The 25,960-nt window shown below is 63.5% G+C and carries 25 protein-coding genes; 14 read left to right on the top strand and 11 right to left on the bottom strand.

The annotated features are described in order from the left end of the window. On the bottom strand, nt 1-3,519 hold the full coding sequence (locus JQ574_RS03620; RefSeq protein WP_212211285.1) for a tetratricopeptide repeat protein: 3,519 nt from the start codon (nt 3,517-3,519) through the stop codon (nt 1-3). Nucleotides 3,520-3,719: 200 nt separating this feature from the next. Beyond that, nucleotides 3,720-4,310 carry a PadR family transcriptional regulator gene (locus JQ574_RS03615; protein ID WP_212036714.1) on the bottom strand — a complete coding sequence of 197 codons (591 nt, stop codon included), beginning with the start codon at nt 4,308-4,310 and terminating at the stop codon, nt 3,720-3,722. A 159-nt stretch (nt 4,311-4,469) separates the two neighbouring features. Between JQ574_RS03615 and JQ574_RS03610 the strand changes: the two genes are divergently transcribed. The 6 genes from JQ574_RS03610 to JQ574_RS03585 all read left to right on the top strand — a co-directional run bounded on the left by JQ574_RS03610 (nt 4,470) and on the right by JQ574_RS03585 (nt 12,731). Next, nucleotides 4,470-4,853 carry a nuclear transport factor 2 family protein gene (locus JQ574_RS03610; RefSeq protein ID WP_212383288.1) on the top strand — a complete coding sequence of 128 codons (384 nt, stop codon included), beginning with the start codon at nt 4,470-4,472 and terminating at the stop codon, nt 4,851-4,853. Between the two features lie 118 nt (nt 4,854-4,971). Further along, the gene (locus tag JQ574_RS03605) at nt 4,972-6,762 is read left to right on the top strand and encodes an acyl-CoA dehydrogenase C-terminal domain-containing protein (RefSeq protein WP_212211280.1); all 1,791 of its coding nucleotides are present in this window, start codon (nt 4,972-4,974) and stop codon (nt 6,760-6,762) included. 172 nt (nt 6,763-6,934) lie between these two features. Continuing rightward, complete coding sequence (locus JQ574_RS03600; protein ID WP_212211278.1) at nt 6,935-8,143, top strand: acetyl-CoA C-acetyltransferase; 1,209 nt, start codon at nt 6,935-6,937, stop codon at nt 8,141-8,143. A 130-nt stretch (nt 8,144-8,273) separates the two neighbouring features. Beyond that, entirely contained in the window at nt 8,274-10,487 is a 2,214-nt protein-coding gene (locus JQ574_RS03595; RefSeq protein ID WP_212383285.1) for a 3-hydroxyacyl-CoA dehydrogenase NAD-binding domain-containing protein, read from the top strand. Between the two features lie 370 nt (nt 10,488-10,857). After that, nucleotides 10,858-12,090 (top strand): FAD-binding oxidoreductase, encoded by a 1,233-nt coding sequence (locus tag JQ574_RS03590; RefSeq protein WP_212211274.1) that lies wholly within the window; start codon nt 10,858-10,860, stop codon nt 12,088-12,090. Between the two features lie 248 nt (nt 12,091-12,338). After that, the gene (locus JQ574_RS03585) at nt 12,339-12,731 is read left to right on the top strand and encodes a VOC family protein (protein ID WP_212211273.1); all 393 of its coding nucleotides are present in this window, start codon (nt 12,339-12,341) and stop codon (nt 12,729-12,731) included. A 37-nt stretch (nt 12,732-12,768) separates the two neighbouring features. Here JQ574_RS03585 and JQ574_RS03580 read toward each other — a convergent pair whose 3' ends face one another. Beyond that, nucleotides 12,769-13,911: a mechanosensitive ion channel family protein gene (locus JQ574_RS03580; protein WP_212211271.1), complete on the bottom strand. Its 1,143-nt coding sequence runs from the start codon at nt 13,909-13,911 to the stop codon at nt 12,769-12,771. A 292-nt stretch (nt 13,912-14,203) separates the two neighbouring features. After that, a complete protein-coding gene (gstA, locus tag JQ574_RS03575) occupies nt 14,204-14,818 on the bottom strand; it encodes a glutathione transferase GstA (RefSeq protein ID WP_212211269.1) in 615 nt (204 codons plus the stop codon). Between the two features lie 163 nt (nt 14,819-14,981). Between gstA and JQ574_RS03570 the strand changes: the two genes are divergently transcribed. The 3 genes from JQ574_RS03570 (at nt 14,982) to JQ574_RS03560 (ending at nt 17,696) form a co-directional block, all read left to right on the top strand. Then, the gene (locus JQ574_RS03570; protein WP_212211267.1) at nt 14,982-15,470 is read left to right on the top strand and encodes a MarR family winged helix-turn-helix transcriptional regulator; all 489 of its coding nucleotides are present in this window, start codon (nt 14,982-14,984) and stop codon (nt 15,468-15,470) included. Between the two features lie 96 nt (nt 15,471-15,566). Continuing rightward, nucleotides 15,567-16,937: a glutamate--cysteine ligase gene (locus JQ574_RS03565; protein WP_212211265.1), complete on the top strand. Its 1,371-nt coding sequence runs from the start codon at nt 15,567-15,569 to the stop codon at nt 16,935-16,937. A gap of 204 nt (nt 16,938-17,141) precedes the next feature. Next, complete coding sequence (locus JQ574_RS03560; RefSeq protein WP_212211263.1) at nt 17,142-17,696, top strand: PAN domain-containing protein; 555 nt, start codon at nt 17,142-17,144, stop codon at nt 17,694-17,696. Between the two features lie 138 nt (nt 17,697-17,834). On the opposite strand, the gene JQ574_RS03555 is transcribed toward JQ574_RS03560, so the two are convergent. From JQ574_RS03555 to tldD, 4 genes are read right to left on the bottom strand one after another with little or no spacing between them, the layout of a single operon-like run. Beyond that, nucleotides 17,835-18,401, bottom strand: a complete 567-nt coding sequence (locus JQ574_RS03555; protein WP_212211261.1) for a nucleotidyltransferase family protein — start codon at nt 18,399-18,401, stop codon at nt 17,835-17,837. Between the two features lie 42 nt (nt 18,402-18,443). Then, nucleotides 18,444-18,782 carry an MmcQ/YjbR family DNA-binding protein gene (locus tag JQ574_RS03550; RefSeq protein ID WP_212211259.1) on the bottom strand — a complete coding sequence of 113 codons (339 nt, stop codon included), beginning with the start codon at nt 18,780-18,782 and terminating at the stop codon, nt 18,444-18,446. 9 nt (nt 18,783-18,791) lie between these two features. After that, a complete protein-coding gene (gene lepB, locus JQ574_RS03545) occupies nt 18,792-19,574 on the bottom strand; it encodes a signal peptidase I (protein WP_312014605.1) in 783 nt (260 codons plus the stop codon). After that, entirely contained in the window at nt 19,574-21,001 is a 1,428-nt protein-coding gene (tldD, locus tag JQ574_RS03540; protein ID WP_212211257.1) for a metalloprotease TldD, read from the bottom strand. The genes lepB and tldD overlap by 1 nt, the downstream gene beginning before the upstream one ends. Before the next feature lie 89 nt (nt 21,002-21,090). On the opposite strand from tldD, the gene JQ574_RS03535 reads away from it, so the two are divergent. Beyond that, a complete protein-coding gene (locus JQ574_RS03535) occupies nt 21,091-21,585 on the top strand; it encodes a GNAT family N-acetyltransferase (RefSeq protein ID WP_212211256.1) in 495 nt (164 codons plus the stop codon). A gap of 35 nt (nt 21,586-21,620) precedes the next feature. Here the strand turns inward: JQ574_RS03535 and JQ574_RS03530 are convergent, their stop codons facing one another. Then, the gene (locus tag JQ574_RS03530) at nt 21,621-21,803 is read right to left on the bottom strand and encodes a hypothetical protein (protein WP_212211255.1); all 183 of its coding nucleotides are present in this window, start codon (nt 21,801-21,803) and stop codon (nt 21,621-21,623) included. 193 nt (nt 21,804-21,996) lie between these two features. Next, complete coding sequence (locus JQ574_RS03525) at nt 21,997-22,401, bottom strand: helix-turn-helix domain-containing protein (RefSeq protein ID WP_212211392.1); 405 nt, start codon at nt 22,399-22,401, stop codon at nt 21,997-21,999. Nucleotides 22,402-22,522: 121 nt separating this feature from the next. On the opposite strand from JQ574_RS03525, the gene JQ574_RS03520 reads away from it, so the two are divergent. From JQ574_RS03520 to JQ574_RS03510, 3 genes are read left to right on the top strand one after another with little or no spacing between them, the layout of a single operon-like run. Further along, nucleotides 22,523-22,915 (top strand): DoxX family protein, encoded by a 393-nt coding sequence (locus JQ574_RS03520; protein WP_212211254.1) that lies wholly within the window; start codon nt 22,523-22,525, stop codon nt 22,913-22,915. Between the two features lie 24 nt (nt 22,916-22,939). Further along, complete coding sequence (locus tag JQ574_RS03515) at nt 22,940-23,443, top strand: DsrE family protein (protein WP_212211253.1); 504 nt, start codon at nt 22,940-22,942, stop codon at nt 23,441-23,443. Between the two features lie 49 nt (nt 23,444-23,492). Next, complete coding sequence (locus tag JQ574_RS03510) at nt 23,493-24,107, top strand: TlpA disulfide reductase family protein (protein ID WP_212211252.1); 615 nt, start codon at nt 23,493-23,495, stop codon at nt 24,105-24,107. A gap of 32 nt (nt 24,108-24,139) precedes the next feature. Here the strand turns inward: JQ574_RS03510 and JQ574_RS03505 are convergent, their stop codons facing one another. Next, a complete protein-coding gene (locus tag JQ574_RS03505) occupies nt 24,140-24,676 on the bottom strand; it encodes an invasion associated locus B family protein (protein WP_249119075.1) in 537 nt (178 codons plus the stop codon). Between the two features lie 422 nt (nt 24,677-25,098). Here JQ574_RS03505 and coxB point away from each other — a divergent pair, with 422 nt between their 5' ends. Continuing rightward, on the top strand, nt 25,099-25,941 hold the full coding sequence (coxB, locus tag JQ574_RS03500) for a cytochrome c oxidase subunit II (RefSeq protein WP_212211251.1): 843 nt from the start codon (nt 25,099-25,101) through the stop codon (nt 25,939-25,941). The last annotated feature ends 19 nt before the right edge of the window (nt 25,942-25,960 follow it).

Raw genomic sequence — 25,960 nt, 5'->3', positions numbered from 1 at the left:
TTAACGGACGGCTGCGGCGCGCTTGGTCGAAGCCTGCTTGGCGGCGGGTTTGGTCGCAGTTGCGGGCGCGGGCACCGGGTCCCAGCCGCCGGCCGGCGTTGCGACATTGACGGCGGCGTCGGGCTGCGGCTCCGGCGTGAAGGTCTGGATCGCGAGCTTCGCCGCCGCCAGCGACTGGGCGTCGAGGCGCTTGGCGATATCGTCACGCTTGCGGCCGGAATCCGCATCGCCCTGTGCCGCTGCGAGGCTGAACCATTTGAAGGATTCGGCGAGGTTCTGCTCGACCCCGATGCCGCGGGCATAGAGGATACCGAGGTTGAACTGGCTGTCGGCGACGCCGCGGTCGGCCGCCTTGCGGAACCATTGCGACGCGACCTTGTAGTTGGCGCCCTTGCCGCCACCATCGGCGTCGAGCACGGCCAGATTGTGCATCGCCTTGGCGTTGCCGCGTTCGGCTGCCTGCAGATAGTAACGCCGCGCGACATCGGCGTCCTTTTTGACGCTCATGCCCTTCTCGTAGAAGGTGCCGAGCCGGAAGATCGCGGGCACCACGCCGGCTTGCGCCGCGCGGTCATACCATTTTGCGGCCTCGTCGAGATTGGCCGGTACGCCCTTGCCCTCGGCAAAGCGCACGCCGACTTCATAGGCTGCCGCCGGATCGCCCTTCAGCGCAGCAGCGCGCAGCATCGGTCCGCCGATGCCATCGGGCAGTTGCTCGCCCGGCGGCACCTGCACCATTCCAGGCTTGCCGTTGGCCGGCAGGGCCGGGAGCGCGCCGGTGATGTCGCCGGCATTGATCGACGACATCGCCGCTTGTGGCGGGATGGACATCGCCGCCTGCGGCGCGATCGCGGTCTGGGGAATAGCGGCTTGAGGAATAATGGCCTGAGGAATTGTGGCTTGGGGAATAGCGACTTGCGCGCCATCCAGCGTGTTCGGTGCGGAGGAGTTGTTCGATTGCCGTCCGATCGGGGCGGGCGACATCATGGAGGGCCCAGCCGGTGCCGGCATGGCGGGCTTGGCGCTGTTCTCGGCCGGGGCCTTTGAGGCCGGCGCTGGATCGGTGGATTCCATCTGCGGTATTTGCGGCGCGCTGCCGGTGTCGAGCAGCGTCATTGCCAGCTGGAAGGTGCTGAGCACGATCGCAAATACGCTGGCGCCGACCAGCAGCGAGCGGATCTTGGAGGTGATGTTCGACGGCTCCTTGCCGTCGGTCTTGCCCTTGTCGATGGCGGTAACCTTGGCCGCCTTCGAGTTAGCCTTCGCAGCGGCCTTGGCCGCCTTCTCGTTGGCGGGCGCGGCGGCAGCGGCCTGCGCGGCGCGGCGGGCGGCGGCGATGAAGCTCGACGAGCTGACCGGCTCCTTGGCGGCCGCGGAAATTTCGTTGATCACGCTTTCGGATGCGGCGATGCGCTCCGATGGCGACGACGCCCGTGCGGCCGGCCGTGTGCCCGGCTCCAGCGGATGATCCGGCGGCAGTTCCGGCGCGATCGCGGTGCGCGGCGCGGCTGCGTGCGGCTCGAGGATTTCGCTGATGGCGCGCGGCGTCATCGGCGGAATGGCCGGCGGTGCTACCGGCTCCGCGGCATGGAAGTCGCGCGGCGCGGCGGCAAAATGCTCCTGGAAGGCTGCGGGATTCGGCAATTCCGGTTTCGGCTGCGGCGCAAAAGCCTGCGGCTGAGCCTGAGGGACATAGGCGGGCGGTGCAAAGCTGGGCGGCGGCATTGCCGCGCGCGGCGCTTCCGCCGGGGCTTCGAACGCAGGCGCTGCCACGGGCGGTGCGGCGCGAACCGCGCGCAGATCGCCTTCGATCATCGCCAGCCGATCGACCACATGGCCGAGCGTGCTGTGAACCGTTTCCAGCGAGTCTTGCGTGCGGCGGTCGGTTTCCGACTGATTAAAACGGAGGTCCGACAATTCACGCTTGACGGCTTCGACGATGCCGGAATCCATCGGCTGCGGCGCCGCGTAGCTGCTGGTGTTGTCGGCAAGCCTGGCCAAATTCGCGTGCTGGTGTTCGAGATGGCGCAGGATGTCCTGCAGCCCTTCCTCGACGCGCCCGAGATTGCCGCCGCCAGAACCGCCCTGGCCGCCGGAGGTCTCCAGGCGTTCCAGCAGATACGTCACGCGCTGTTCGAGATGGGTGAACGCGGAGGCGTTGTCGTTGCCGGCCGGGATCCGATCCAGGCGTTCGGACAGCGAGCGGAGCGCGCCTTCGATATATTCGGAATTGTCGCTTGCGACCGGCCGCTCGCGCGTTTCGATCGACGAGGTCAGCGCGGCAATGCGCTGTTCAAGGCTGGCCAGCGACTCGCTGTTGTCGCCGGCGCGAGACAATTGATCGACCTTGGCCGACAGCGCATGCAGATCGTCGGAAACCCGCGCCAGCGCATCGTTGGACGCAACGTTGGAGGCGATCGCCCGCATCGCCGAGATCGCGTCTTCGAGCTGACGCACCGTCGACGGATCGTCGTTCGTACGCAGGATCAGGTCGAGTTTGGTGCCGAGATTGCGGATCGCATCGTCATAGCCCGCGAGTTGCTCGGCCGGCTTGAGGGAACGCAGCGCGTCGTAGATTTCGCCGAGCGCGCGCTCCAGGTTGGCCAGCACGTTGGCGTCGGTGCCGTTCTGGCGGGTTTCGTCGATCCGGCGCGACAGCGAGCGGATTTCGTTCTCGATCGAATCGATCGCCTGGCGCGGCATCGCTTCGGTAATGGCGCGGCGGATATCGGCAAGCTCGGTGCGGAAGGCCGCAATCGACTGCTCGACATTGTCGGGGCGCTGCAGCGCCTCGATCTGGCTCGTGATCTTGAGCAGATGCCGTTCCAGCGACGAAAAATCCGGACCGGCGGGGATGGGAGCAGGTGCGGGCACCGGTGCAGGCGGCGGCATCGGTGGCGCATAAGCCATGGCACGGGCGCTTGGCGCCATCGGCGGCATACCTGCCGCCATCGGCGGCGTGCTGCGCGGCGGCATCTGTCGGGACGGCACCCCGTCCAGTTCGTTCTGGCGCGCGGCGATTTCGGCGATCGCCGAATCAAACGACGCCGGGCTCAGCGGCGGCGAGGGACGATAGACCTGCGCCGCGGCGCGTTCGACCATCTCGGTCTGGCGCTGCCGCTCCTGCACCGTCGGCTGGCGCGGGGCGTGGCTTGAAATCTGCGACAGCCGCGCATCGAGGCGCGAAATGGCGTCATTGAGCTGCCGCGCGACGGTCGGCTCAGCGCGGGGCGCTTCGGTTCGGGGCGCGTCGCTCCGCGCGGGGGACCGTGAAATCTGGTCGATCTGCCGGGTGATCGAATCGAGCCGCTGGTGAATGTCCGCAACCTCGCGGCTCTCCGCGCTCGGCATCGCCGGCTGCTCGTCATAGGGCGCACGGAAATTTGGCGGGGCGGAATCGCCGATGGTGGAATTGAGCCAGTCGCTCAGCGACATGCCAGCGCGCCGCGCGGCCGCTTCGGCCCTTTCGCGGACCGACGGATCGATGCCCTCAACACTCCACGATACGCGCGAATTCATGCTCTCGTCCGGTTCTGACTCCGGCGCTTCCTGCGCCTTCAGCCTCCCCGCGCGTCCCACCTTGGAGACAATCGAATTTCGCGCAGGTCGTCTGCCTCAGAACCTGACTTTTTCGCGTTACGGTAAATAACGGGTTAAGGAATGGGACCGGGCGGCCCTAAAGTTAACTTTGGAACCCGAACAGCCGGTTCCGCTGCCGCTCAGCCGTTGCTTTCACGGCTGGTGTCTTCGAGCAGCAGGACCGGAGCAGGTTTCGCGACGGCGGCCAGGGTCTCGATCGCCTCTTCGCACCATTCCGCCACGGCTTGTTCGTGGCGCAGACCGATGCGCAGCCCGAGCAGCTTGCCGGTATCGGCGACGGAGGTGGCTTTGCCGTCCGGAAACAGCTTGTTCAGAATTCGCTCGTAGCGGGCGTAGCGGTCGCGGTGATGTTCCAGCCGCGCCATCAGATCGGCGCGCAAGGGCTCGATATCGAAGCTGTCGAGCGCGCACAGCCGAACCAGCAGGTCGTCCTTCATCATCGGCGGGCTGCTCGGCCGGGCGCCCCAGTGCCGCAGCGCGGCCCGGCCCTCCTGTGTCAGCGTATAGACCAACTTGTTGGGCTTGCCGGACTGGACCACCTCGTGGCCCTGGATATGGCCGCGATCCCTGAGCTTCGAGAGTTCGCGATAGATCTGCTGGTGGTCGGCCTTCCAGAAAAACCCGATCGAGGAATCGAACGTCTTGGCGAGCTCATAGCCCGACATCGGACGTTCCGTCAGACAAGCAAGGATTGCGTCACCGAGCGCCAAACGCCGACCCTTTCAAAAATCGCGAAAACAACCCCATGCAAGGTAGAAGGGGCCTAGTCTCCCGACCAAATTGTCGCGTTGACTTTATGCATAAAGTTGCATATGCGTCAACATGCATAAGATTAGGCTAACCCGTATCGAGCCGATCGGAGACGCATCATGACCGTGACTGCACTCGACAAATGGTACGGCTACATGAAGTCGCACGACCAGGCGGCGCTTTGGGATCTGCTGCACCCCGACGCGGTGTTCGAGAGTCCCGTGGTCCATACCCCGCAGCGCGGGCGTGACATCACCTTCAAATATCTGTCGAGCGCCGAGAAAGTGCTGGGCGGCCCGGGATTCAGATATGTCGGCGAATGGCGCAGCGACAATGGCGCCGTGCTCGAATTTGAAAAAGAAATCGACGGCATCGTGATCAACGGCGTCGACATCATCACCTTCGCGGATGGCAAGATCACGCATTTCAAGGTGATGGTGCGGCCGCTCAAGGCGATCAACCTGCTGCACCAGCTGATGGGAGCGCAACTCGCAAAACAGTGACGCCGCGTCGTCCGGAACCGGATAAGGTCCGGCTTTGAACCCTGAAGCGCCCGCTGGCCTGCCAAGCTTCATCTGAAACGTATCCGCCAATTCATTCTGTCCCTGCCGGGAGAACACCATGCCGACTTACAAAGCCCCCGTGGAAGACGTCACGTTCCTGCTCAACGATGTTTTCCAGATCGACCGCTATGACAATCTCCCGGGTTTTACCGACGCCTCCGCGGATGTCCGCGAAGCGATTATTGGCGAAGCCGCCAAGCTCAGCGAAGAAGTGCTGCAGCCGCTGAACCGGGTCGGCGACCTCGAAGGCTGCGTCCGCCACGATGACGGCCGCGTCACCACGCCGAAGGGTTTCAAGGAAGCCTTCAAGCAGGTCGCCGAAGGCGGCTGGCTCGGGCTGTCGGCTCCATCCGAATATGGCGGGCAGGGGTTGCCGGTCACGCTGAGCCAGGTCGTGACCGAATTCCAGAGCTCGGCCAACATGGCGTTTTCGATGTATGGCGGCCTGACCATGGGCGCGACCGCCGCGTTGATGGTGCACGGCAAGCCCGAACAGAAGAAGATGTTCGTGCCGAAGATGGTGGCGGGCGAGTGGACCGGCACCATGAACCTCACCGAGCCGCAATGCGGCACCGATCTCGGTCTGCTCCGCACCAAGGCGGTCAAGCAGGCCGACGGCAGCTACAAGATCACGGGCACCAAGATCTTCATCTCGGCCGGCGAGCACGATCTCGCCGACAACATCATCCATCTGGTGCTGGCGCGCATCGAAGGTGCGCCCGCGGGCATCAAGGGCGTCTCGCTGTTCGTGGTGCCGAAGGTGCTGGTCAATGCCGACGGTTCGCTCGGCGCACGCAACGGCGTGTCCTGCGGTTCGATCGAGCACAAGATGGGCATTCACGGCAACTCCACCTGCGTGATGAATTACGACGGTGCCACCGGATGGCTGATCGGCGAAGAGAACAAGGGCATGCAGGGCATGTTCGTGATGATGAACGAGGCCCGCCTCGGCGTCGCGGTGCAGGGCCTCGCGCAATCCGAGGTCGCCTATCAGAACGCGGTCAATTACGCGCGCGAGCGGCTGCAGGGACGGTCGCTGACGGGCGCCAAAGATCCGGACAAGCCGGCCGATCCGATCATCGTACATCCCGACGTGCGCCGCGTGCTGCTGACGATCCGCGCCTTCAACGAGGCGGCCCGCGCGATGGTAGTGTGGACCGCGCTGAAGAGCGACGTCGCCCACCGCTCAAGCGACCCGAAGGATCGCCAGGAGGCCGACGACCACATGGGCCTGATGACGCCTGTCATGAAGGGCGTGATGACCGATGTCGGATTTTCCAATTCGGTGCTGGCGCAGCAGATGTATGGCGGCCACGGCTACATCGCCGAACACGGCATGGAGCAGTTCGTGCGCGATGCGCGTATCGCCATGCTGTATGAAGGCGCCAATGGCATTCAGGCGCTCGACCTCGTCGGGCGCAAACTGCCGCGCGACGGCGGCCGCGCCGTGATGGCGTTCTTCGGCGAGGTCGGCGCCTTCGCCAAGGAGCACGGCGCCGACGAGGCGATGAAGCCGTTCGTGACGCCGCTCTCGACCGCGCTCGGCCATCTGCAGCAGGCCACCGGCTGGCTGATGCAGAACGCGCTGACCAAGCCCGACAATGCCGGTGCCGCCGCCACCGACTACATGCAATTGTTCGGCCTCGTCACCTTCGCCTATATGTGGGCGCGGATGGCCAAGGTGGCGCAGGACAAGATTGCGTCCTCTGGCGCCACGCCCTATCTGACCACCAAGCTCGTGACCGGCCGCTTCTTCATGGAGCGGATGCTGCCGGAAACCACGGTGCACCTTGCGCGCATCCAGACCGGCTGCGCGACGACAATGGAATTGGCGGCGGAAGCGTTCTGAAGCGTTCTGCAAAATTCTGTCGTCATTGCGAGCGCAGCGAAGCAATCCATAGACCCACAACGGAAGCATGGATTGCTTCGTCGCTTCGCTCCTCGCAATGACGACCCAACGATCTGACTGTTCTGAAATTCGTCTGGCTCGAGGAGAGCCGAGACCGAAACGGGAGAAAACCATGCCTGAGGCATATATCTACGATCACGTTCGCACCCCGCGCGGCCGCGGCAAGGCCGACGGCTCGCTGCATGAAGTGACCGCGCTGGCGCTCGCCACCGTGCCGCTGCAAGCGCTGAAGGAGCGCAACAATCTCGGTGTCGACGTCGTCGACGACGTCGTGCTCGGTGTGGTCGATCCGGTCGGCGAGGCCGGCTCCGACATCGCGCGCTTTGCGGCGCTCAAGGCCGGGCTCGGCCAGGCCGTCCCCGGCGTACAGATCAGCCGCTTCTGTGCCTCCGGCCTCGATGCCGTGAATTTTGCCGCCGCCCAGGTCATGGCCGGCCAGCATGAGCTCGTGATCGGCGGCGGCGCCGAATCGATGAGCCGCGTCGGCATCGGCGCTTCCGGCGGCGCCTGGCCGATGGACCCCTCGATGGCGGTGCCGGCCTACTTCATGCCGCAGGGCGTCTCGGCCGACCTGATCGCTACCAAATACGGTTTTTCGCGCGATGACGTCGACGCCTATGCGGTGCAGAGCCAGCAGCGCGCTGCGAAAGCCTGGGACGAGGGCCGCTTCAAGAATTCCGTGGTGCCGGTGAAGGACATCAACGGCCTCACCATCCTCGCCAAGGACGAGCACATGCGCCCGACCACGACGATGCAGTCGCTCGGTCAGTTGCAGCCGTCGTTCGTGGCGATGGGCCAGATGGGCGGCTTCGATGCGGTCGCGATCCAGTCGCACCCCGAAGTCGAGCGCATCAATTACGTGCACCACGCCGGCAATTCCTCCGGCATCGTCGACGGCGCAGGCGCCGTGCTGCTCGGCAGCAAGGAAGCCGGCGTCAAGCACGGCCTGAAGGCGCGCGCGAAAATCCGTGCCTTTGCCAATATCGGCTCCGAGCCCGCGATGATGCTGACCGGCCCGGTCGACGTCACCGAAAAGCTGTTCGAGCGCTCCGGCATGAAGAAGTCGGACATCGACCTGTTCGAACTCAACGAGGCCTTCGCCTCGGTGGTGCTGCGCTACATGCAGGCCTTCGACATCGACTCTTCCAAGATCAACGTCAATGGCGGCGCGATCGCGCTCGGGCATCCGCTCGGTGCCACCGGTGCCATGATCCTCGGCACCGTGCTCGATGAACTCGAACGCACCAACAAGTCGACCGCGCTGGTGACGCTGTGCATCGGCGGCGGCATGGGCACCGCGACCATCATCGAGCGGGTCTAGGCGACGGCAATTCGTAGGGTGGGCAAAGCGAAGCGTGCCCACCATCACAAGCACCGAATGAAAATGGTGGGCACGGCGCGAAGCGCACCTTTGCCCACCCTACGCAGCAATCGCATTGGGAGCGACCAACATGGCCTTCAAGAATTTCAAGCTGGAAACCGACTCCGACGGCATCGTGCTCGTCACCTGGGACACGCCCGGCCGTTCGATGAATGTGCTCGACGAGACCTCGGCCACCGAACTCGAGGAGATCGTCAAGCAGACCACCGCCGAAGCCGCCGTCAAGGGCGTCGTCATCACCTCGGGCAAGGAAGCGCTGTGCGCCGGCGCTGACCTGTCGATGCTCGAAGGCATGGCCCATCAATATGCCGATCTGCTCAAGGCCAAGGGCGAAGAGGCCGCCAACCAGATGCTGTTCGACCAGAGCCGCCGCTTCTCGCAGGTCTATCGCAACATCGAAATTTCAGGGAAGCCGTGGGTCGCCGCGATCAATGGTCTCGCGCTCGGCGGCGGTTTTGAATTGACCCTGGCCTGCCACTACCGCGTCGCCGCCGACAACCCGAAGACACGGCTCGGCCTGCCCGAGGTGAAGGTCGGCCTGTTCCCCGGCGCCGGCGGCACCCAGCGCGTGCCGCGTATCGTGCAGCCTGCCGATGCGATGCAGCTGCTGCTCAAGGGCGAGGCGATCAACCTTGCCAGGGCCAAGGCGCTCAACCTCATTCACGCCATCGTCCCGCCCGCCGACATGATCAAGGCGGCGAAGGACTGGATCAAGGGCGGTGGCAAGGCCGTCGCACCCTGGGACGAGAAGGGCTTCAAGCTTCCCGGCGGCCCGGTGTTCTCCAAGGCGGGTATGCAGATGTTCCCGGCGGGCAACGCGATCTACCGCCGCGAGACCTACGACAATTACCCGGCGGCGCGCGCCATCATGAGCTGCGTCTATGAAGGCCTGCAGTTGCCGATCGATGCGGCGCTCCGCGTCGAATCGCGCTACTTCACGCAGATACTGCGTTCCAACGAAGCCGCGGCGATGATCCGCAGCCTGTTCCTGTCGATGCAGGAACTGAACAAGGGTGCACGCCGGCCGCCAAACGTGCCGCCGACCAAGGTGAAAAAGCTCGCCGTGATCGGCGCCGGCTTCATGGGCGCCAGCGTCGGCTACGTCTCCGCGCGGGCCGGCATCGACGTGGTCTTGATCGACCGCGACCAGGCCAGCGCCGACAAGGGCAAGGGCCACGCCCAGACCGTGATCGACGATCTCATCAAGAAGGGCCGCGCCAAGGAAAGCGACCGCGACGCCGTGATGTCGCGCATCAGCGCGACCGCCGACTATGGCGTGCTGAAAGACTGCGACCTCGTCATCGAGGCCGTGTTCGAGGACCGCAAAGTAAAGGCCGAAACCTACGCCAAGGCGCAGCCGCTCCTGAAGGATGGCGCGATCTTCGCCTCCAACACCTCGACGCTGCCGATCAACTCGCTGGCCGAGGAATTCAAGGACCAGGGCAAGTTCATCGGCATCCACTTCTTCTCGCCGGTCGAGAAGATGATGCTGGTCGAGATCATCGTGGGCAAGAACACCGGCGATGCCGCGCTTGCCACCGCGCTGGATTACACGCGGATGATCGGCAAGACGCCGATCGTCGTCAACGACAGCAGAGGCTTCTACGCCAACCGCTGCGTCGGCCGCTACATCGCCGAAGGCAACGAGATGTTCCTTGAAGGCGTGCCACCGGCGATGATCGAGAACTGCGCCAAGATGGCCGGCATGCCGGTCGGCCCGCTGTCGCTGTCCGATGAAGTGGCGCTCGACCTCGGGCTCAAGGTGATGAAGGCGACCGAGGCCGATCTCGGGCCGAACTCCATCAACCCGGACCAGAAGAAACTGATGGTGGAGCTGGTGGAGAAGCAGGGCCGTCTCGGCCGCAAGAACAGCAAGGGCTTTTACGACTATCCCGAGAAGGGCAAGGGTCAGAAGAGCCTGTGGACCGGACTTGCCGATCTGCAGCCGAAGAAGCTCGACCCCGACACGCTCGACATCGAGGAGCTGAAGCAGCGTTTCCTGGTGGTGCAGGCGGTGGAAGCCGCGCGCACGGTGGAAGATCACGTCATCACCGACATGCGCGAGGCCGACGTCGGCTCGATCCTCGGCTTCGGTTTTGCCCCGTTCACCGGCGGCACGCTGTCCTATATCGACTTCATGGGCACCAGGAAGTTCGTCGAACTCTGCCACAAGCTGGAAGCCAAATACGGCTCCCGCTTCACGCCGCCGAAACTGCTGGAGGACATGGCGGCCAAGGGCGAGACGTTCTACGCTCGCTTCCCGCCGAAGAAGCTGGCGGCGTAAGGGAAATCGTCGTCCCGGCCTTGAGCCGGGACCATACGCCGTGTGCTATGGAATGGGCACAACGGCAGCGTTCTTTCACCATGAGCATTTGTGGTTATGGGTCCCGGCTCAAGGCCGGGACGACGTGTTGAAAGTTCTGAGCAAAACAAATAAAGGCCGGATCATCGATCCGGCCTTTATTTTGTGAATCGATTTTTGAGGTCGCTCACGCGACCCGGCGCGGCTTGAGCGTCAAGCGCCATTCTGCGCAGGGCATCCGCGCCTTTTCCACTGTCGCGATCTGTTGCAGCAGCTCGTAGATTGGTTGAAGCAGGACTTTGAAGCAGGACTTGGCGACAGGTCGCTGACGTATGCAAAGGTGATCGCGACAATGCCAAGTGTTATCGTTCTCGGTGCCGGAATGGTCGGGGTTGCAACCGCGCTGCAGTTACAGCGCCGCGGCTGGTCGGTCGTGCTGCTCGATCGCAATCAGCCCGGCCGCGAGACCAGCTACGGCAACGCCGGCTTCATCCAGGCCGAAGCGGTGCGGCCCTATCCGATGCCGCGCGATCTTGCGACGCTGGCGGCGATCGCAACGGGGCGCGCCAACGATGTCCATTACCGCGTAAAATGGCTGCCGCGGCATCTTGGTCCTTTGCTGCGGTACTGGTGGCATTCCGCGCCGGATCGGCACCAGCGCATATCGCAGGCCTACGCGCGGATCATCGCACGCGCGACAAGCGAGCATGACGTGCTGATCCGGGAAGCCGGCGCGGACAATCTGGTGCAGCGAAGCGGCTATCATTCCCTGCGCCGCACCCAGGCTGCGCTGGATGAAGTGGCGCTGGTCGCCGAGTCGCTGGCGGCTGAATTCGGTGTGCGATCGGAAATTATCAGCCCGGCACAGCTTGCCGCGGCCGAACCCGGGCTTAACGAGACCGGGGCGGGGGCTGTTCACTGGCGCGACCCATGGACGGTCTCGGACCCGGGCGGGCTTGTATCCGCTTATGCCGATCTGTTCACACGCGCAGGCGGCACCTTCGTCAACGGGGATGCGACCACGTTGGCGCCGAGTCCTGCCGGCTGGACGGTTCAGTCGGATGATGGCCCGATCGACGCCGAGGCGGCCGTGGTATCGCTGGGTCCGTGGTCTCCCGATCTGTTGCAAAAGTTTGACTACCGTTTTCCGATGCTGCGCAAGCGCGGCTACCATCGGCATTTCACCGGCGGCGGCAGGCTCAATCTGCCGCTGCACGACCCCGAATTCGCATACGCGATGGCGCCGATGGCGAAGGGGTTGCGGATTACGTCGGGCGCCGAATTGATGGGACCGGAAAGGTCGTCGCAGTCGCGCCAGCTCGAACGGGCGGAACAGGCGGCACGGCGGCTTGTCGATCTCGGCACGGCGGTGGAGGCCGAACCCTGGAGCGGGGTCCGCCCCTGCATGCCCGACATGCTGCCGGTCGTGGGAGCTGCACCGAAGCACAAAGGCCTGTGGATGCATTTCGGGCATGGTCATCACGGCCACACCCTTGGCCCCACCACAGGCCGCCTGCTGGCCGAGATGATGAGCGGCGAGGCGACGTTTACGGACGCGATGGCTTTCAGTCCTGCGCGGTTCTGATGGCTTCGCGCGCTGTAGGAGCGGTTGCGGTATAAGCCCCGTCATTGCGAGGAGCGTAGCGACGAAGCAATCCATCCATCTGTTATGCTGCGAGATGGATTGCTTCGCTTCGCTCGCAATGACGAACAAACAATGGGCCGGATCATCGATCCGGCCCTTCAGGTTTTCTCTCACGGGATTTTTGGAACCAACCCGCCGCCTCGCGCCTATCTGTGCTGGCCCAAAAAGTTCGACGCGGGAATGCACCGATGATCCATCATGTTTCGGTCGGCACCAATGACCTCACGCGGGCCAAGGCGTTTTACGATCCGCTGATGTCTCTCATCGGTTTCCGGCTTCTCAAAACTTCCGAGAAGGCCGCTCATTATGGCGCATCCGAGATCGTGTTCAGTCTTGAAACCCCGGCTGACGGTTTGCCCGCAACACCGGGCAATGGCGTCCATATTGCCTTTCTGGCGCCGGACCGGAAAACGGTCAGGCGATTTCACGAAAGCGCGCTTGCCAGTGGCGGAACTGACGAAGGCGCGCCTGGCATTCGGGAAAAATACAATGCCAATTATTACGGCGCCTTTGTCCGCGACCTCGACGGCAACAAGATCGAAGCCGTGACCTTCACGGCGAAGGAACGCATCAGCTCCTGAAATCCGCGCGACGGCGGTCGCCGGCAGAAACGCCGCTTCAGCCATTCCCGGCCCGGGCTTTCGACGGCAGCGCGTGTTCCGGCACCAGGCTTGCCTCGTCAAGCCAGACGTGACTGGCGATCTGTCGGCGCGGTTGCGGCAGGGAATATCTGAGTTCCTTGCTCACAAAGCTGATCAAGGCTTCCCTGACCAGACATCTGAGGTCCCAGGCGGACGCCGCGGTTCGCGCGCTGACCAGAATGCGCAGCTGCATCGAGGTCTCCGTCGCATCGCTGACCTGCAAATTGACCACCTTGCCGTCCCACAACGGCATCGTCTTCACGAGCTGTTCGAGCTTTTTCCGGATCGCCGGGACATCGGCGCAATAGTCCACATAGATCATCACGCTTCCGATGATCGACTCGCTATCCCTCGACCAGTTCTGGAACGGCTTTTCGATAAAATAGTTCAGCGGCAGGATCAGGCGCCGCCAATCCCAAAGCTGCACCACGACGTAGGTCGAGTTGATCTCCTCGATCGTGCCGTAGTCTCCTTCGACGATCACGCTGTCCTGAATCCTGATCGGCTGCGTCATTGCGATCTGAACGCCCGCGATCAGGTTTGAAAGCAGCGGCCGTGCTGCAAGACCGATGGCGAGGCCGGCGACGCCGGCGGAGGCAAACAGGCTGACGCCATACTGGCGCACCGCGTCGAAACTCATCAGCGCGGATGCAAGGCCGATCAGCGCGATAATCAGCACCGCCGCCCTCGTCAGGATTCTGATCTGCGTCACATGCTTTCGCGCGAGCAGGTTTTCCTCGAGGTCCCTCTGCAAGCGGCCGAGATAGACGGAGCTGAATATCTCGGTCGTGACAATGGCAAGCCATGTGAGCAGGGTAATGAATGCGATCTGCATCAATGCCGTAAGTCCGGTCGCCGCGGTTCCGCTGATCGGACCCAATTGCAGCGAGAGGCTCAGCGCCGCCATGACGGCGGCAAAAGCTGACGGTGCCTTCGATTTCTTCAGTATCAGCAACCATGCGAATCGTTCGCTGTCGCGCAACTGCCGTTCGAGCAAAAAGAACACCAGCCGGTGAGCCGCCAGCGCCGCGAGGATCGCGACGCCGGCAATGGCGGCAAGGATCGCCCAGGATGGAATCCGCTCGATCTGGGCGACGACGTACGAAAGCCAGTTGTCCATTGGTATGGTGCCTCTGGAGTTTTTCTCGGGATTTTTTTTCGGGATTTTCTTGTGACGTTTTTCGCGCAGAGACTCCGGATGACCAAAGCACCGTCACTACGGAACCACTCTGCCGGCGGTCGGAACCCGCAACACGTTCTCGACCGGAGACTTACTCATCAGCCCGGCCAATGTTCCGGTCTACCTGGACGATCGCCACGTCACGGACGATTTTGTTGATCGACGATCAAATCGAAAATAAAAAGGGCCGGATCATCGATCCGGCCCCGTTCTCATTTTATGTATCGAAACGTCACGCCGCCTTGAGCAGACCTTCCTTGGTCAACGCTTCCTGCACCATCGGGCGTGCGCCGACGCGGGCCTTGTAGGCCATCAGGTTGGAGAGATCGGCGAGATCCCATTTCATCCGTTCGGCCCATGAAAGCATCGTGAACATGTAGCCGTCGGCGACCGAAAACTGCTTGCCCATCAGGTAGTCTTTCCCGGCGAGCTCGCCATCGACATACCTAAACTTGCCCATCACCCGATCCTTGAAGAAGGCCTTGGCGTCATCTGACAGCGCCGGGGCGAATTGCGGGCCGAGGTTCTTGTGCAGTTCACTGTTGATATAGGTGAGCCAGGCCTGCAGCTTGTAGCGATCGGCATGGTCGCGGCTGGGGGCAAGATTCTTGTCCGCGGCCTTGTCGGCGATCATCTGGACGATGACCGGGCCTTCGGTCACCAATTCGCCGGAGTCGAGCGCCAGTGCGGGCACCTGGCCCTTCGGATTGACCGTCAGATAGTCGTCGCCGTTTTCCAGCTTCTTGGCGCGCAGGTCGACCTTGACCAGATCGTAGGGCAGACCGGCCTCCAGAAGCGCGATATGGGGAGACAGCGAGCAGGCGCCTGGCGAATAGTACAATTTCATTGGATTTTCTCCCTTTGGAAGTTCTTGTCTTTGGAAACCTTGGCTTGGGGCCGCGGAACGACTAAATGCATCTGCATGTAATAGTCAAGATTGATGCAGCTGCATTTAGTGCGGTACACTAACCTGTGACAGACACGGACCTGTGACGGATACGGACCAGACCATGAAACGCAAACCATCGACCGAGGCGACCAACGCCTGGATCCGCCTGATGCGGGTGCAGAGCCGGGTGCTCGACGCCGTCGAGCAGGATCTGAAGAAGGCGGGCTTCCCGCCGCTCGCCTGGTATGACGCGCTACTGGAATTGTCGCGCGCGCCGTCCGGCGAGATGCGTCCCGTGGAGCTGGAGAAGCAGATGCTGATCCCGCAATACTCGACCTCGCGCCTGATCGACCGGCTGGTCGACGAAGGGCTGGCGGCGCGGCGCGAATGCAAGATCGACAAGCGCGGCCAGTTCGTCGAAATCACCGAGACGGGACGCGAGCTGCAAAAGAAAATGTGGAGCGCCTATTCCGCCGCGATCGAAAAGCACGTCGGCTCCAAACTGTCCGACACCGACGCCATCAAGCTCTGCGGTCTGCTCGACCGGCTGGGCTGCTCGTGCAGCGAGGTCAGGGCGGCCGCTGTGCGAGACGGCGTTCCCGCCCGATGATACGCCTTCATCTTATCGTTTTTGCGGATAACGCTGTCCGCAATGCTCCCTGCCACACGGCGCGTTCGGTCGAATCGCCAAAGATCCGGGTTTTTTATGGCGCGTGACCAAATCGATATGACGCCGTTGCAATCGCGCGACGAACTCGTGGCGTGGCTGGCGGCCGGCGTGAAGCCGCCGTCGGAGTTCCGCATCGGCACCGAGCACGAGAAGACCCCGTTCACGCTCGAGGGCTATCACCCCGTGCCATATGAAGGCGCGCGCGGCATCGGCGCGCTGCTGGAGGGCATGCAGCTCCTGCTCGGCTGGGAGCCGATCATGGAGCGCGGTAACATTATCGGGCTGTACGACGTCACCGGCGGCGGCGCGATTTCGCTGGAGCCCGGGGGGCAGTTCGAATTGTCGGGCGCGCCGGTCGAGACCGTGCACCAGACCCAGTCGGAGTTGATGGCGCATCTGGCGCAGGTGCGCGAGATCGCGACCCCGCTCGGCATCGGCTTTCTCGGCCTCGGCATGACGCCGTCATGGTCGCGGTCGCAAATCCCTGTGATGCCCAAGGGCCGCTACGGGATCATGACCAATTACATGCCGAAGGTCGGCCAGTACGGCCTCGACATGATGTATCGGACCTGTACCGTGCAGACCAATCTCGACTTCTCTTCCGAAGCCGACATGGTCAAGAAGCTGCGGGTATCGGTGGCGCTGCAGCCGATCGCGACCGCGTTGTTCGCCAATTCGCCGTTCACCGAAGGCAAGGCCAACGGCTTCCTGTCGTTCCGCTCCGAAATCTGGCGCGATACCGATAATGCGCGTTCCGGCATGATCCCGTGGGCGTTCGAGGACGGCATGGGTTTTGAGCGTTGGGTCGACTATGCGCTCGACGTTCCGATGTATTTCGTCAAGCGCGGCGACAGCTATATCGACGTGTCAGGCTCGTCGTTCCGCGCCTTCTTCGACGGCAAGAGTAACGCGCTCCCGGGTGAGCGGCCGACGCTGTCGGATTGGGCCAATCATCTCTCGACGATTTTCCCGGAAGTGCGCTTGAAGCGTTATCTGGAAATGCGCGGCGCCGACGGCGTGCCGTGGGGCCGCTTGCCGGCGCTGCCGGCGTTCTGGGTCGGCCTGTTGTACGACGACACCACGCTGGACGCGGCATGGGATCTCGTGAAGCACTGGACGGCGGCGGAGCGTCAGGCGCTGCGCGACGACGTGCCGCGCTTCGGCTTCAAGGCCCGGATCCGCGACCGCTATCTGTTCGAGATCGCGAAGGAATGCCTGAAGCTGTCCCATGCCGGACTGCGGCGGCGTGGTCATGTCGATCATCTCGGCCGCGACGAAAGCCGTCACCTCGAACCCCTGGAACGGATCCTCGAATCCGGCCGCACGCCGGCCGAAGAGATGCTGGAGAAATTCAACGGCGCCTGGGGCGGCTCCGTGGAACCGGCCTACAAGGAATACGCGTTCTAACGCACGATCCGGTAAAGCATGCCCCGCGTTTGATGCGGGGTGGGTGCCGGCTTTGCCGAAAAGATCATGCGCAAACAAAAGGATAGAGCGTGATGGGATCATCACGCTCGGTTCGTTGCCGCGTTTCCGGGCCGTTCATCCGCCGTACAGGTTGATGCCGCTCCAATGGCAATCTTCGGAACGCGCGCATTCGAAAGCAATCATATGGGGATAGGCCGCCTCGTTAGGGCGTGTTTGGTGACGCTCGCCTTTTTGGCGGCGGCAGCACCCGCGCGCCCGGCCGCGGCGCAGGCCAATTTCGACCGCCCCGGCGGCGATTATCTGAGCTCGCCGGTGATCTCGGGCGATCCGGCCGACTGCGCGCTGGTGTGCGAACGCGACAAGCGTTGCCGGTCGTGGAGCTTCAACTATCCGACCGACCTGACCAGCGGCGCGGTGTGCTGGCTCAAGAGCAACGTTCCGGCGCGCGTCCAGGACAGTTGCTGCGTCTCCGGGGTGCGCGGCGCCGGCGTGGTCGAGCCGAGGAACAGCGTGATCGAAACCTCGATCGACCGGTTCGGCGGCGACTACAAGAATTTCGACGTCAAGAGCAAGGACGGCGATGACGCCTGCAAGGCCGCCTGCACCGCCGACAACAAATGCCGGGCCTGGACCTATGCGCGGCCGGGCTACGCCGGCAAGGAAGGCCATTGCTTCCTGAAAAAAGACATCAAGCCGCCGCGGCGCAAGGCCGGGTTTACCTCCGGCGTGGTGCGGTAGCTTTTCTTGTCGCCCCGGCCTTGAGCCGGGGCCCATACGCCGCGGCCGTTCTGATTAAGGGTGCTGGTCGACGACTTCCTTTACTCATGATGCCCTGTGGCTATGGGTCCCGGCCTTCGCCGGGACGACGGTTGAAATTTACTCCACCGCCAGCACCGTCACCTCCGGCCACAGCGCCTTCCATCGCGCGGCCTTCACTTCATAATTCGCCGCGGAGAAATTCGGACCCGGATTGGGCCGCACGATCAGCCCGGCGGCATCGTCGAAACCATCGGGCGCATAGACGTCGTAGCCATCAGGCATGCGACGGATGCCAATCTGCGTATTCCTGGTCAGAAACCGATCGATGCCTTCGGTCGAGCAGCGCAGCGGCGGGTAGGGCAGGCCGTGCTTTTCGCCGTACCAGAGATGGACGCGCGCCTGGTTGCGCGCCTCGACCCTGGCGTCGAGATGGCCGAGCGCGCCGTGCAGGCGGCGGATCACGGCGTCCTCGGCCGCCCAGGATGTATCGGGATCGAAATAGAACACGTCGTAATCGTTGATGCCGTAATCGACGGCGCGCCCGGTCAGCACGTTCCAAACCGTCTGCAGCAGGCATCCCGACACGATCCAGGCATCCGGCAGCGCCAGATCGAACAGTTTTTCGGCGATGATTTGATTGACGGGGTTGCGTAGCGCAAGGTTGAGGAATTGGTCTTGGGTCATGGATGCTCTTTCCACGTCATTGCTTCGCAATGACGGGATGATCTATGATTCGTCGAATTCCTTCACCGCCTTCTTCGAAGCCAGCGTGCGCCAGTGCCGGCGCAACAGCGGCTCGACGATGCCGCGTTTGGCCTTCGACAGGCGAACCAGCACGATTGGATAATCTCGATAGTGGTCGGTGAAGTAAAACAGCTTCGGTTGGCTTTCGATCAGCATCTCGCGTTCGTCATGGGGAATGCCGAACAGGACGAGGCTGTCGTTGTCTTCCCTCAGCCGCGCCAGCAGCTTCTTGCGCACCTTGAGCGCCGGCGTGCCGTAGGAGGTGCCGTCGTCGACCTCCGCCCACGTCAGCGCAAACTCCCTGACGTCGTCGAAGGTCATGCGACGATCTCAATGCACCGACGTGAAAAACCGCGCCATGCGAAAGCCGGAGAGCCAGGTCCATACCGGCTGGCTGCGGATGCCGAGATCCCAGGAGCCGACCACGGCGTCGGCGCGGCCGATCAGATTGTCGATCGGCAGCAGGCCGACGCCGCCGTCGCGCACGGCGACGCGGCTGTCGGCGGAATTGTCCCTGTTGTCGCCGAGCACGAACAATTTTCCCGTCGGCACCGTTACCTCTGGCGTGTTGTCGAGCCGGCCGCTGTCGCGCATCTTGAAGATCGCATGCGTGACCCCGTTCGGCAGCGTCTCGACATAGCGATAGGCCTTTTCGCTGCCGCCGCGATCGTCTTCGGCTTCACCCACGCCATCCGGCTTCAAGGTCGCGGCATGGTCGTTGATGAAGAGCTGGCCCTGCCGCATCTGGATGCGGTCGCCGGGCAACCCGACCACGCGCTTGACCCAGGCCTGCGAGCGGTCGCCGGGCCAGCGGAATACGACGACGTCGCCGCGCTTGGGCGTCTCGCCGAACAGGCGGCCGGTTTCCGGCAGCGTGATCTGGATCGGTAGCGACGCCGCGCCGTAGCCATAGGGGAATTTTGACGCCAGCAGCGCGTCGCCGATCAGGAGCGTCGGCTCCATCGAACCGGACGGTACGTAAAACGGTTCGGCCAAGGCGCCCTTGGCGACGAACACCACCATCACGATGGCGGCGAGTTGAGCGACCTGCGCGCGCCAGCCGGCGGGTTTTGCCGCAGGTTTTGCGACCGTGGTTTCGTTCTCGCTGGTCACTAGCCGGTTCCTCCGACCGTAATGCGCTCCATCCGCAGCGTCGGCTGGCCGACGCCAACCGGCACGCCCTGGCCGTTCTTGCCGCAGGTGCCGATGCCGGTATCGAGCGAGAGGTCGTTGCCGACCATGGTGATGCGATGCAGGTCGGTCGGGCCGTTGCCGATCAGCATCGCGCCCTTCAAGGGCGCGCCGATCTTGCCGTTCTCGATCTTGTAGGCCTCGGTGCACTGGAACACGTATTTGCCCGAGGTGATGTCGACCTGGCCGCCCCCGAAATTCGCGGCATAGATGCCGTTCTTTACCGAGGCGAGGATTTCCGCGGGATCGCGCTGGCCCGACAGCATGTAGGTGTTGGTCATGCGCGGCATCGGCACATGGGCGTAACTCTGGCGCCGTCCGTTGCCGGTCGGCTTCATGTTCATCAGCCGGGCGTTCTGGCGGTCCTGCATGTAGCCGACCAGAATGCCGTCCTCGATCAGCACGGTGCGGTTGGTTGGCGTGCCCTCGTCGTCGATGGAGAGCGAACCGCGCCGCGAGGCCATGGTGCCGTCATCGACCACGGTGACGCCCTTGGCGGCGACCTGCTTGCCCATCAGGCCGGCGAAAGCCGAGGTCTGCTTGCGGTTGAAATCGCCCTCGAGCCCGTGGCCGACAGCTTCATGCAGCATGACGCCGGGCCAGCCGGCCCCCAGCACCACGTCCATTTCGCCGGCGGGGGCGGGAACCGAGTCCAGATTGACCAGCGCTTCGCGGATCGCGCCGTCGGCGGCATCGCGCCAGGCCTTGGTCTCGATGAAGCGCGCATAGCCCTCGCGGCCGCCATAGCCCTTGCTGCCGCTTTCCTGCCGGTCGCCCTGGCCGGCGACCACGGAAATATTGACCCGCACCAGGGGGCGGATGTCGCGGTAGCTTTCGCCGTCGGGCCGCAGGATTTCCACCACCTGCCAGGTGGCGGAAAGGCTGGCGGTGACCTGCCGCACCCGCGGGTCCTTGTCGCGCACATAGGCGTCGATTTCGGCGAGCAGCTTCACCTTGGCTTCAAAACCGGGTGCATCCAGCGGATTGTCGTCGCCATAGAGTCTCACATTGGTGTGAGCGGGCGCCGCCGCAAAGTTGCCGGAATAGCCGCCGCGGACCGCTGCGACCGCGTCCGCAGCGCGGATCAGCGCCGGCAGCGAGACGTCGGAGGAATGCGCGTACCCGACCGCGTCGTCCTTGACCGCGCGCAGCCCAAAACCCTGCGAGGTGTCGTAGGTCGCCTGCTTCAGCCTGCCATTGTCGAACATCAGCGCTTCGGTCTGGCCATATTCCAGGAACAACTCGCCGTCGTCGGCGCCTTCGAGCCCGCGCGCGATCTCCCGGCGGACGGAATCGCGATCGAGGTTGGCGCGGTCGATCAGGGAGGTTGTAGCGGGGGAGTTGGTCATTACATTCAGTCCGTTGTCGGAGGGGCGCAACCAAGATAGTTGTTTCCCGTCCGTTTCGCGAGGGGCGGGAGAGTCTCGCTGCAAGTACGATGGCTACAATCGAAATTGTTCCGATAACGCAAGGCCATATCGACGGCTTTCACCGCACCCTCGATATCGTCGCGCGGGAGCGGCGCTATTTGTCGTTCCTGGAGGCCCCGCCGCTGGAAGCGACGCGGGCGTTCATTCTCGACCTAATCGAGCAGGGTTATCCGCAATTTGTCGCCCTGTCGGGCGGTGAAGTCATCGGCTGGTGCGACGTGACCCCGAAGCCAAGGCCGATTTATGCCCATAACGGCGTTCTCGGCATGGGCCTTTTGCCGCAATTTCGGGGGCGGGGCATCGGCAAGCGCCTGATCGCGCAGGCGCTCGGCGCCGCACAGGCCTTCGGGCTGCAGCGGGTCGAGCTGACGGTCCGGGAAAACAACGTGAACGCGATCGCGCTCTATAAGAAAGTCGGCTTCGAGATCGAAGGCGTGCAGCGAGAGGCCATCCTGGTCGATGGCAAGCACGAAAACCTGATCTTGATGGGGCTGCTGTTCTAGCGGCAGGCCGGAAAACCTGACGGCGCCCAATCAAATCAGGGGAGGTGCTGGCGACGCCCGGTCGCCAATCCCGACGCCGCGTCCCGCGGGGACTTCACACTGTGCTCGGCGCGCACGATTTCAAACCATTTGCCGCCGGATACGATGTCGAGTTGCTCCCCGGTCAGCTCGCTTTTCGCAGCGTCTGCACGGGCCCCGAACGTACGGTCATTGGTCATGGCGGTCTCCTCCGCGTTGATGGAGAAACCTTTGGCAGGATGGCGGTCGCCTTGGCTGTGAGGGAGGTCACGGTGTCGTTCCGCGTCATTGCGAGCGAAGCGAAGCAATCCATAGGGCCGCGAAGTAAGTGTGGACTGCTTCGCGGAGCCTGTCATCGGGCGCGCATTCGCGCGACCCGGTGGCTCGGGAAACCTACTTTGGCTGCTCCTTTTTGTCGGCGGAAGAAGCCTTGGGCTGCGCCGCCGGCGGAAAGCCGTGCTCCTGCGACCAGCGAAACAGTTCATCGAACACCGGCTTGAGGGCCCTCGCCGAGGGCGTGATCTCATATTCGACGCGCGGCGGCACCTCGGGATAGACCGTGCGCTTCACCAGTCCATTGGCCTCGAGATCGCGTAGCTGCGTCGTCAGCATGTGCTGGGTGACGCCGGGGATCGATTGGCGCAATTCGCCGAACCGGTGCTTGCGCTGGACCAATTGCCAGAGAATTTCGCCCTTCCATTTTCCAGCCAGAACGCCCAGCGCACGATGAAATTGCTCCAGCACCCCGCGCTGGCATGGTTCCGGGGCGGCAATATCCTTGCTTTCTGCAATAGTCATCTTTTTCATACTACCTCACAAAAAGCATCCTACTTGTACTTTTCATCTTACTCCCGAATTTTGTGTCTCGAAAGCCTTCGCGGGCTCGGTCTGAACCGCTGGAACATATCGGGAGCTAACAATGTCACTTGCTGCTGCCTCGGCGCCGCCGCGCTGGAAGTCCGCCGGTCTGTGGATCGTCAGGGGATTGCTGGCCCTTGCCTTTGCAGGCGCTGGCGGCGCCAAGCTCTATGGCGTGCCGATGCTGGTTGAGTCATTTCAGCACATCGGACTTGGTCAATGGTTCCGCTATTTGACGGGGGTGCTGGAAGTGCTCGGGGCTTTCCTGATCCTCACGCCGTCGCTGGCGGCCGTCGGCGCCGTGCTGCTGATCTGCATCATGATCGGCGCGACCGTCACGCATCTCTTTGTGGTCGGCGGCTCGGCCGTGCCCGCGCTGGTGCTGTTGGCACTGAGCGCCATCGTCGCCTATGCGAAGCGCGACCAGATCGCATCGCTTGCCAGGCACTTGTGAACAAGCATTTGTGAGGCCGCTGCCATGCGCCTTTCTCGCCGCGAATGGACGATTGCCGCGGGCCTCATCCTGGCCTTCTTGGTGCCGCTGACCGTGACCCTGTTGCTGACAGGATCGGAGGCGGCGAGCCCAAAGCCGCAGGCGAAGGCAGCTTCAGTCGCGATGCATCGGCTGGTGCTGCCGATCAACACCGATGATCCCACCACGATGCGGGCGCTGATCTCGACCGCGCTCAACCTTCCAAAATACTACCAGGAGCGGAACGAAGCGTTCACGATCGAAGTGGTTGCCTACAACGCTGGCGTTCACATGCTGCGCGCCGACACTTCGCCGGTGAAGGACATGCTGCGCATACTAAGGACGGTCAATTCGAACATCCGCTTCGTGGTCTGCGATGCCACCAAGCTCGGCATGGAGCGCCAAGAGGGACGTCCGGTCACGCTGATCGATGGCGTCGATATCGTGCCGAGCGGGCCGGGGCGCATCATCGAATTGCAGGAAGCCGGCTGGTCCTACATCCGATCGTGATATTTGGATTCAGAACCTGGATGCAAAACTGCACAGCGGAGTATCCGACATGACGTCGCCTCGCGGCCCGACCCGCCGCACCTTTGTCGCGGGGGTCATGGGCGCGGCCGCCTCGCTTGCGATCCCGCCCTTGCCGGGACGTGCCGCGGCCGGCGGGCCGCCGCCATTCGCAACAGCCCGGCATCAGTTCACGCTGGTTCGCGGCGCACGGCCGGTCCCGCCGGTAACGATCCCGCGTCTCGGCGGCGGTGCGCTCGATCTGGCGTCTTTCCGCGGCAAGGTGGTGCTCGTCAATTTCTGGGCGACCTGGTGTGCGGCCTGCCGCACGGAGCTGCCGATACTGGATCAACTCGCGGAAAGCCGCCGCGCCGACCTCGCCGTCGTCGCCATCACCACCGATCGCGATCGATCGGTGGTCGCGCCGTTCGTCAAGAAGTTGAAGCTTCGCCATCTTACGATCGGCTTCGACCCCGGCGGACTGGTGGGACGCGCCGGCGCCAGCGACGGTGTCGACACGCCCTTCGCGCTTTACGGCATGCCGATCAGCTTCCTGCTCGGCGTCACCGGGCAAGTCGAAGGCTACATCACGGGTGAAGCCGACTGGCTCTCGATCGAGGCGCGCCGGTTGTTCGACTATTATGCAAGTGCCGTGGCGCGTAACTAAGCGAAGCGGATGTTGAGGCGGCGCCCGGTGCCTCACGGCAACTTATCATACCCCTCGCCGATCCCGTTCAGGCTCAGCGGGAAGCCGATGCCCTCTTCCGGGGTCTCGAAGATGATAAAGGTCGCGGTCTTGGCGGTGCGGAGCTGGCCGAGCAGTTTTTCGTCCATCACGACTTCGGCAACGCAGCCATTGGGCAGGCAGCGGACAAAACCGGCGCGGCCGACGTCCTGGTTGTCCAGTTTCAGGCCGAGCCCGGAGGGCAGCAGTACGCCCAAGGGGGCTACCACCCGCATCAGCTTGCTCTTCTGGTCGGCGGTCTTCAGCACGATCACGGTGAGGCCGGCGTTGGAGCGGTCTTCGGCTACCACGCTCTGGATCAGGGCGCATTGCTCGCCCTGGGCGCCCGGCGGGGTGTCGCAGCGGATCTGCCAGTCGCCATGGACCGAGCGCACCGCGCCCTGGGCGCTGGCAGCCTCGGTCAGGCCGAGCAGGAAGGCTGTGGCGAGCAATCCGCCCAGCCAGCGGCCTGGCCCTGGCTTGCGTCCTGCCTGATGTTTTGAACGCCTCATCCGGGTCGATCCTCTGAATGATTACTCGGACTGATACGTAATGACGGCGCCTTGAAGGCGGTCTTTCGCCAAATCTCGAAGCGCCTCAGCGGCGAATCAGGTCCCCGCGGCGCACCCTGCCTGTGCGTACATCCGGTAATCCGCCTGTCAAGCGGCGCGGCCGGACAAAAAGGTGGGTTTTGTCTGATTCACCGGGAAAACCTGACATGCAGAGATTAGCCGGTGACGCATGGCTTTGGTCCCCACTACTGCATTGCGAGAGCCTGCGAATTATGGTTTGAGAGGCTGGATTTCGAAGCGTTCTAGCGATCTGGCCCCGGTGCTCCTAACCTCCGGCGGGCTGTTTGTGAGGGCGGATCGTGCGGCATTTCCGGCCATCCGGCGGGGATGCTTTGGGGATTTATCAAGGGAGCGCGAGCGGCATGAAGATGTCGAAGGGCCAGATTGGCCGGCGGTTGCTGGGGTTTGCGGTGGCGGGCATGGCCCTTGTCGCCGGCGGTACGGCGTCAGCCGAATTGGGGCAGCCAGCGCCGTGGGAATACACCCTGCAGGAGTCGGCCTCGCCGGTGATGGACTACATCATCTGGTTCCATAACTGGCTGCTCGCCACCATCACCATCATCACGCTGTTCGTGCTGGTGCTGCTGGTCATGGTCGTCGTCAAGTTCAACGCCAAGGCCAACCCGGTCCCCTCCAAGACCACCCACAATACCCTGATCGAAGTGGCCTGGACCCTGATCCCGGTGCTGATTCTGGTCGCGATCGCGGTGCCGTCGTTCCGGCTGCTGTTTCTGCAGCTCGACGTGCCGAAGGCGGATCTCACCATCAAGGCGACCGGCAAGCAGTGGTACTGGAGCTATGCCTATCCCGATCACGGCAAGTTCGAGTTCGATTCGCTGATGGCGGCGGACAAGAAGCCCCGGCTGCTCGGCGTCGACAATGAGATGGTGGTGCCGGTCAACAAGGTGGTCAAGGTTCTGACCACCGGCGCCGACGTCATCCACGCCTTCGCGGTGCCGGCCTTCGGCATCAAGATCGACGCCATCCCCGGCCGCCTCAACGAGACCTGGTTCAAGGCCACCAAGACCGGGATGTTCTACGGCCAGTGCTCCGAACTGTGCGGCAAGGATCACGCCTTCATGCCGATCGCGGTGCGGGTCGTGAGCGATCAGGAATTCGCGGCCTGGGTGGAAACCGCGAAGAAGAAATATGCGACCAACCCGGCGAATTCGTACGCCTCGGCTGGTGGCGCGGTGGCGCAGTAAGCCGCAAAGCTCAGGCAAG

Origin of the sequence: Bradyrhizobium sp. AUGA SZCCT0158 (assembly GCF_018130065.1) — a bacterium.
GTDB lineage: Bacteria > Pseudomonadota > Alphaproteobacteria > Rhizobiales > Xanthobacteraceae > Bradyrhizobium.
This window is presented reverse-complemented; position numbering and strand designations above follow the sequence as displayed.

Bases quoted from the DNA above. Each gene is read 5' to 3' on its own strand.
- JQ574_RS03515 (WP_212211253.1), top strand. From the start codon at position 22,940: ATGCGCCTTTCTCGCCGCGAATGGACGATTGCCGCGGGCCTCATCCTG.
- JQ574_RS03535 (WP_212211256.1), top strand. From the start codon at position 21,091: ATGGCTACAATCGAAATTGTTCCGATAACGCAAGGCCATATCGACGGC.
- JQ574_RS03620 (WP_212211285.1), bottom strand. From the start codon at position 3,519: ATGAATTCGCGCGTATCGTGGAGTGTTGAGGGCATCGATCCGTCGGTC.
- JQ574_RS03600 (WP_212211278.1), top strand. From the start codon at position 6,935: ATGCCTGAGGCATATATCTACGATCACGTTCGCACCCCGCGCGGCCGC.
- JQ574_RS03585 (WP_212211273.1), top strand. From the start codon at position 12,339: ATGATCCATCATGTTTCGGTCGGCACCAATGACCTCACGCGGGCCAAG.
- JQ574_RS03610 (WP_212383288.1), top strand. From the start codon at position 4,470: ATGACCGTGACTGCACTCGACAAATGGTACGGCTACATGAAGTCGCAC.
- JQ574_RS03505 (WP_249119075.1), bottom strand. From the start codon at position 24,676: ATGAGGCGTTCAAAACATCAGGCAGGACGCAAGCCAGGGCCAGGCCGC.
- JQ574_RS03510 (WP_212211252.1), top strand. From the start codon at position 23,493: ATGACGTCGCCTCGCGGCCCGACCCGCCGCACCTTTGTCGCGGGGGTC.
- coxB (WP_212211251.1), top strand. From the start codon at position 25,099: ATGAAGATGTCGAAGGGCCAGATTGGCCGGCGGTTGCTGGGGTTTGCG.
- JQ574_RS03565 (WP_212211265.1), top strand. From the start codon at position 15,567: ATGGCGCGTGACCAAATCGATATGACGCCGTTGCAATCGCGCGACGAA.
- JQ574_RS03555 (WP_212211261.1), bottom strand. From the start codon at position 18,401: ATGACCCAAGACCAATTCCTCAACCTTGCGCTACGCAACCCCGTCAAT.
- JQ574_RS03595 (WP_212383285.1), top strand. From the start codon at position 8,274: ATGGCCTTCAAGAATTTCAAGCTGGAAACCGACTCCGACGGCATCGTG.
- JQ574_RS03550 (WP_212211259.1), bottom strand. From the start codon at position 18,782: ATGACCTTCGACGACGTCAGGGAGTTTGCGCTGACGTGGGCGGAGGTC.
- JQ574_RS03525 (WP_212211392.1), bottom strand. From the start codon at position 22,401: ATGACTATTGCAGAAAGCAAGGATATTGCCGCCCCGGAACCATGCCAG.
- gstA (WP_212211269.1), bottom strand. From the start codon at position 14,818: ATGAAATTGTACTATTCGCCAGGCGCCTGCTCGCTGTCTCCCCATATC.
- JQ574_RS03605 (WP_212211280.1), top strand. From the start codon at position 4,972: ATGCCGACTTACAAAGCCCCCGTGGAAGACGTCACGTTCCTGCTCAAC.
- JQ574_RS03570 (WP_212211267.1), top strand. From the start codon at position 14,982: ATGAAACGCAAACCATCGACCGAGGCGACCAACGCCTGGATCCGCCTG.
- tldD (WP_212211257.1), bottom strand. From the start codon at position 21,001: ATGACCAACTCCCCCGCTACAACCTCCCTGATCGACCGCGCCAACCTC.
- JQ574_RS03560 (WP_212211263.1), top strand. From the start codon at position 17,142: ATGGGGATAGGCCGCCTCGTTAGGGCGTGTTTGGTGACGCTCGCCTTT.
- JQ574_RS03590 (WP_212211274.1), top strand. From the start codon at position 10,858: ATGCCAAGTGTTATCGTTCTCGGTGCCGGAATGGTCGGGGTTGCAACC.
- JQ574_RS03520 (WP_212211254.1), top strand. From the start codon at position 22,523: ATGTCACTTGCTGCTGCCTCGGCGCCGCCGCGCTGGAAGTCCGCCGGT.
- JQ574_RS03530 (WP_212211255.1), bottom strand. From the start codon at position 21,803: ATGACCAATGACCGTACGTTCGGGGCCCGTGCAGACGCTGCGAAAAGC.
- JQ574_RS03580 (WP_212211271.1), bottom strand. From the start codon at position 13,911: ATGGACAACTGGCTTTCGTACGTCGTCGCCCAGATCGAGCGGATTCCA.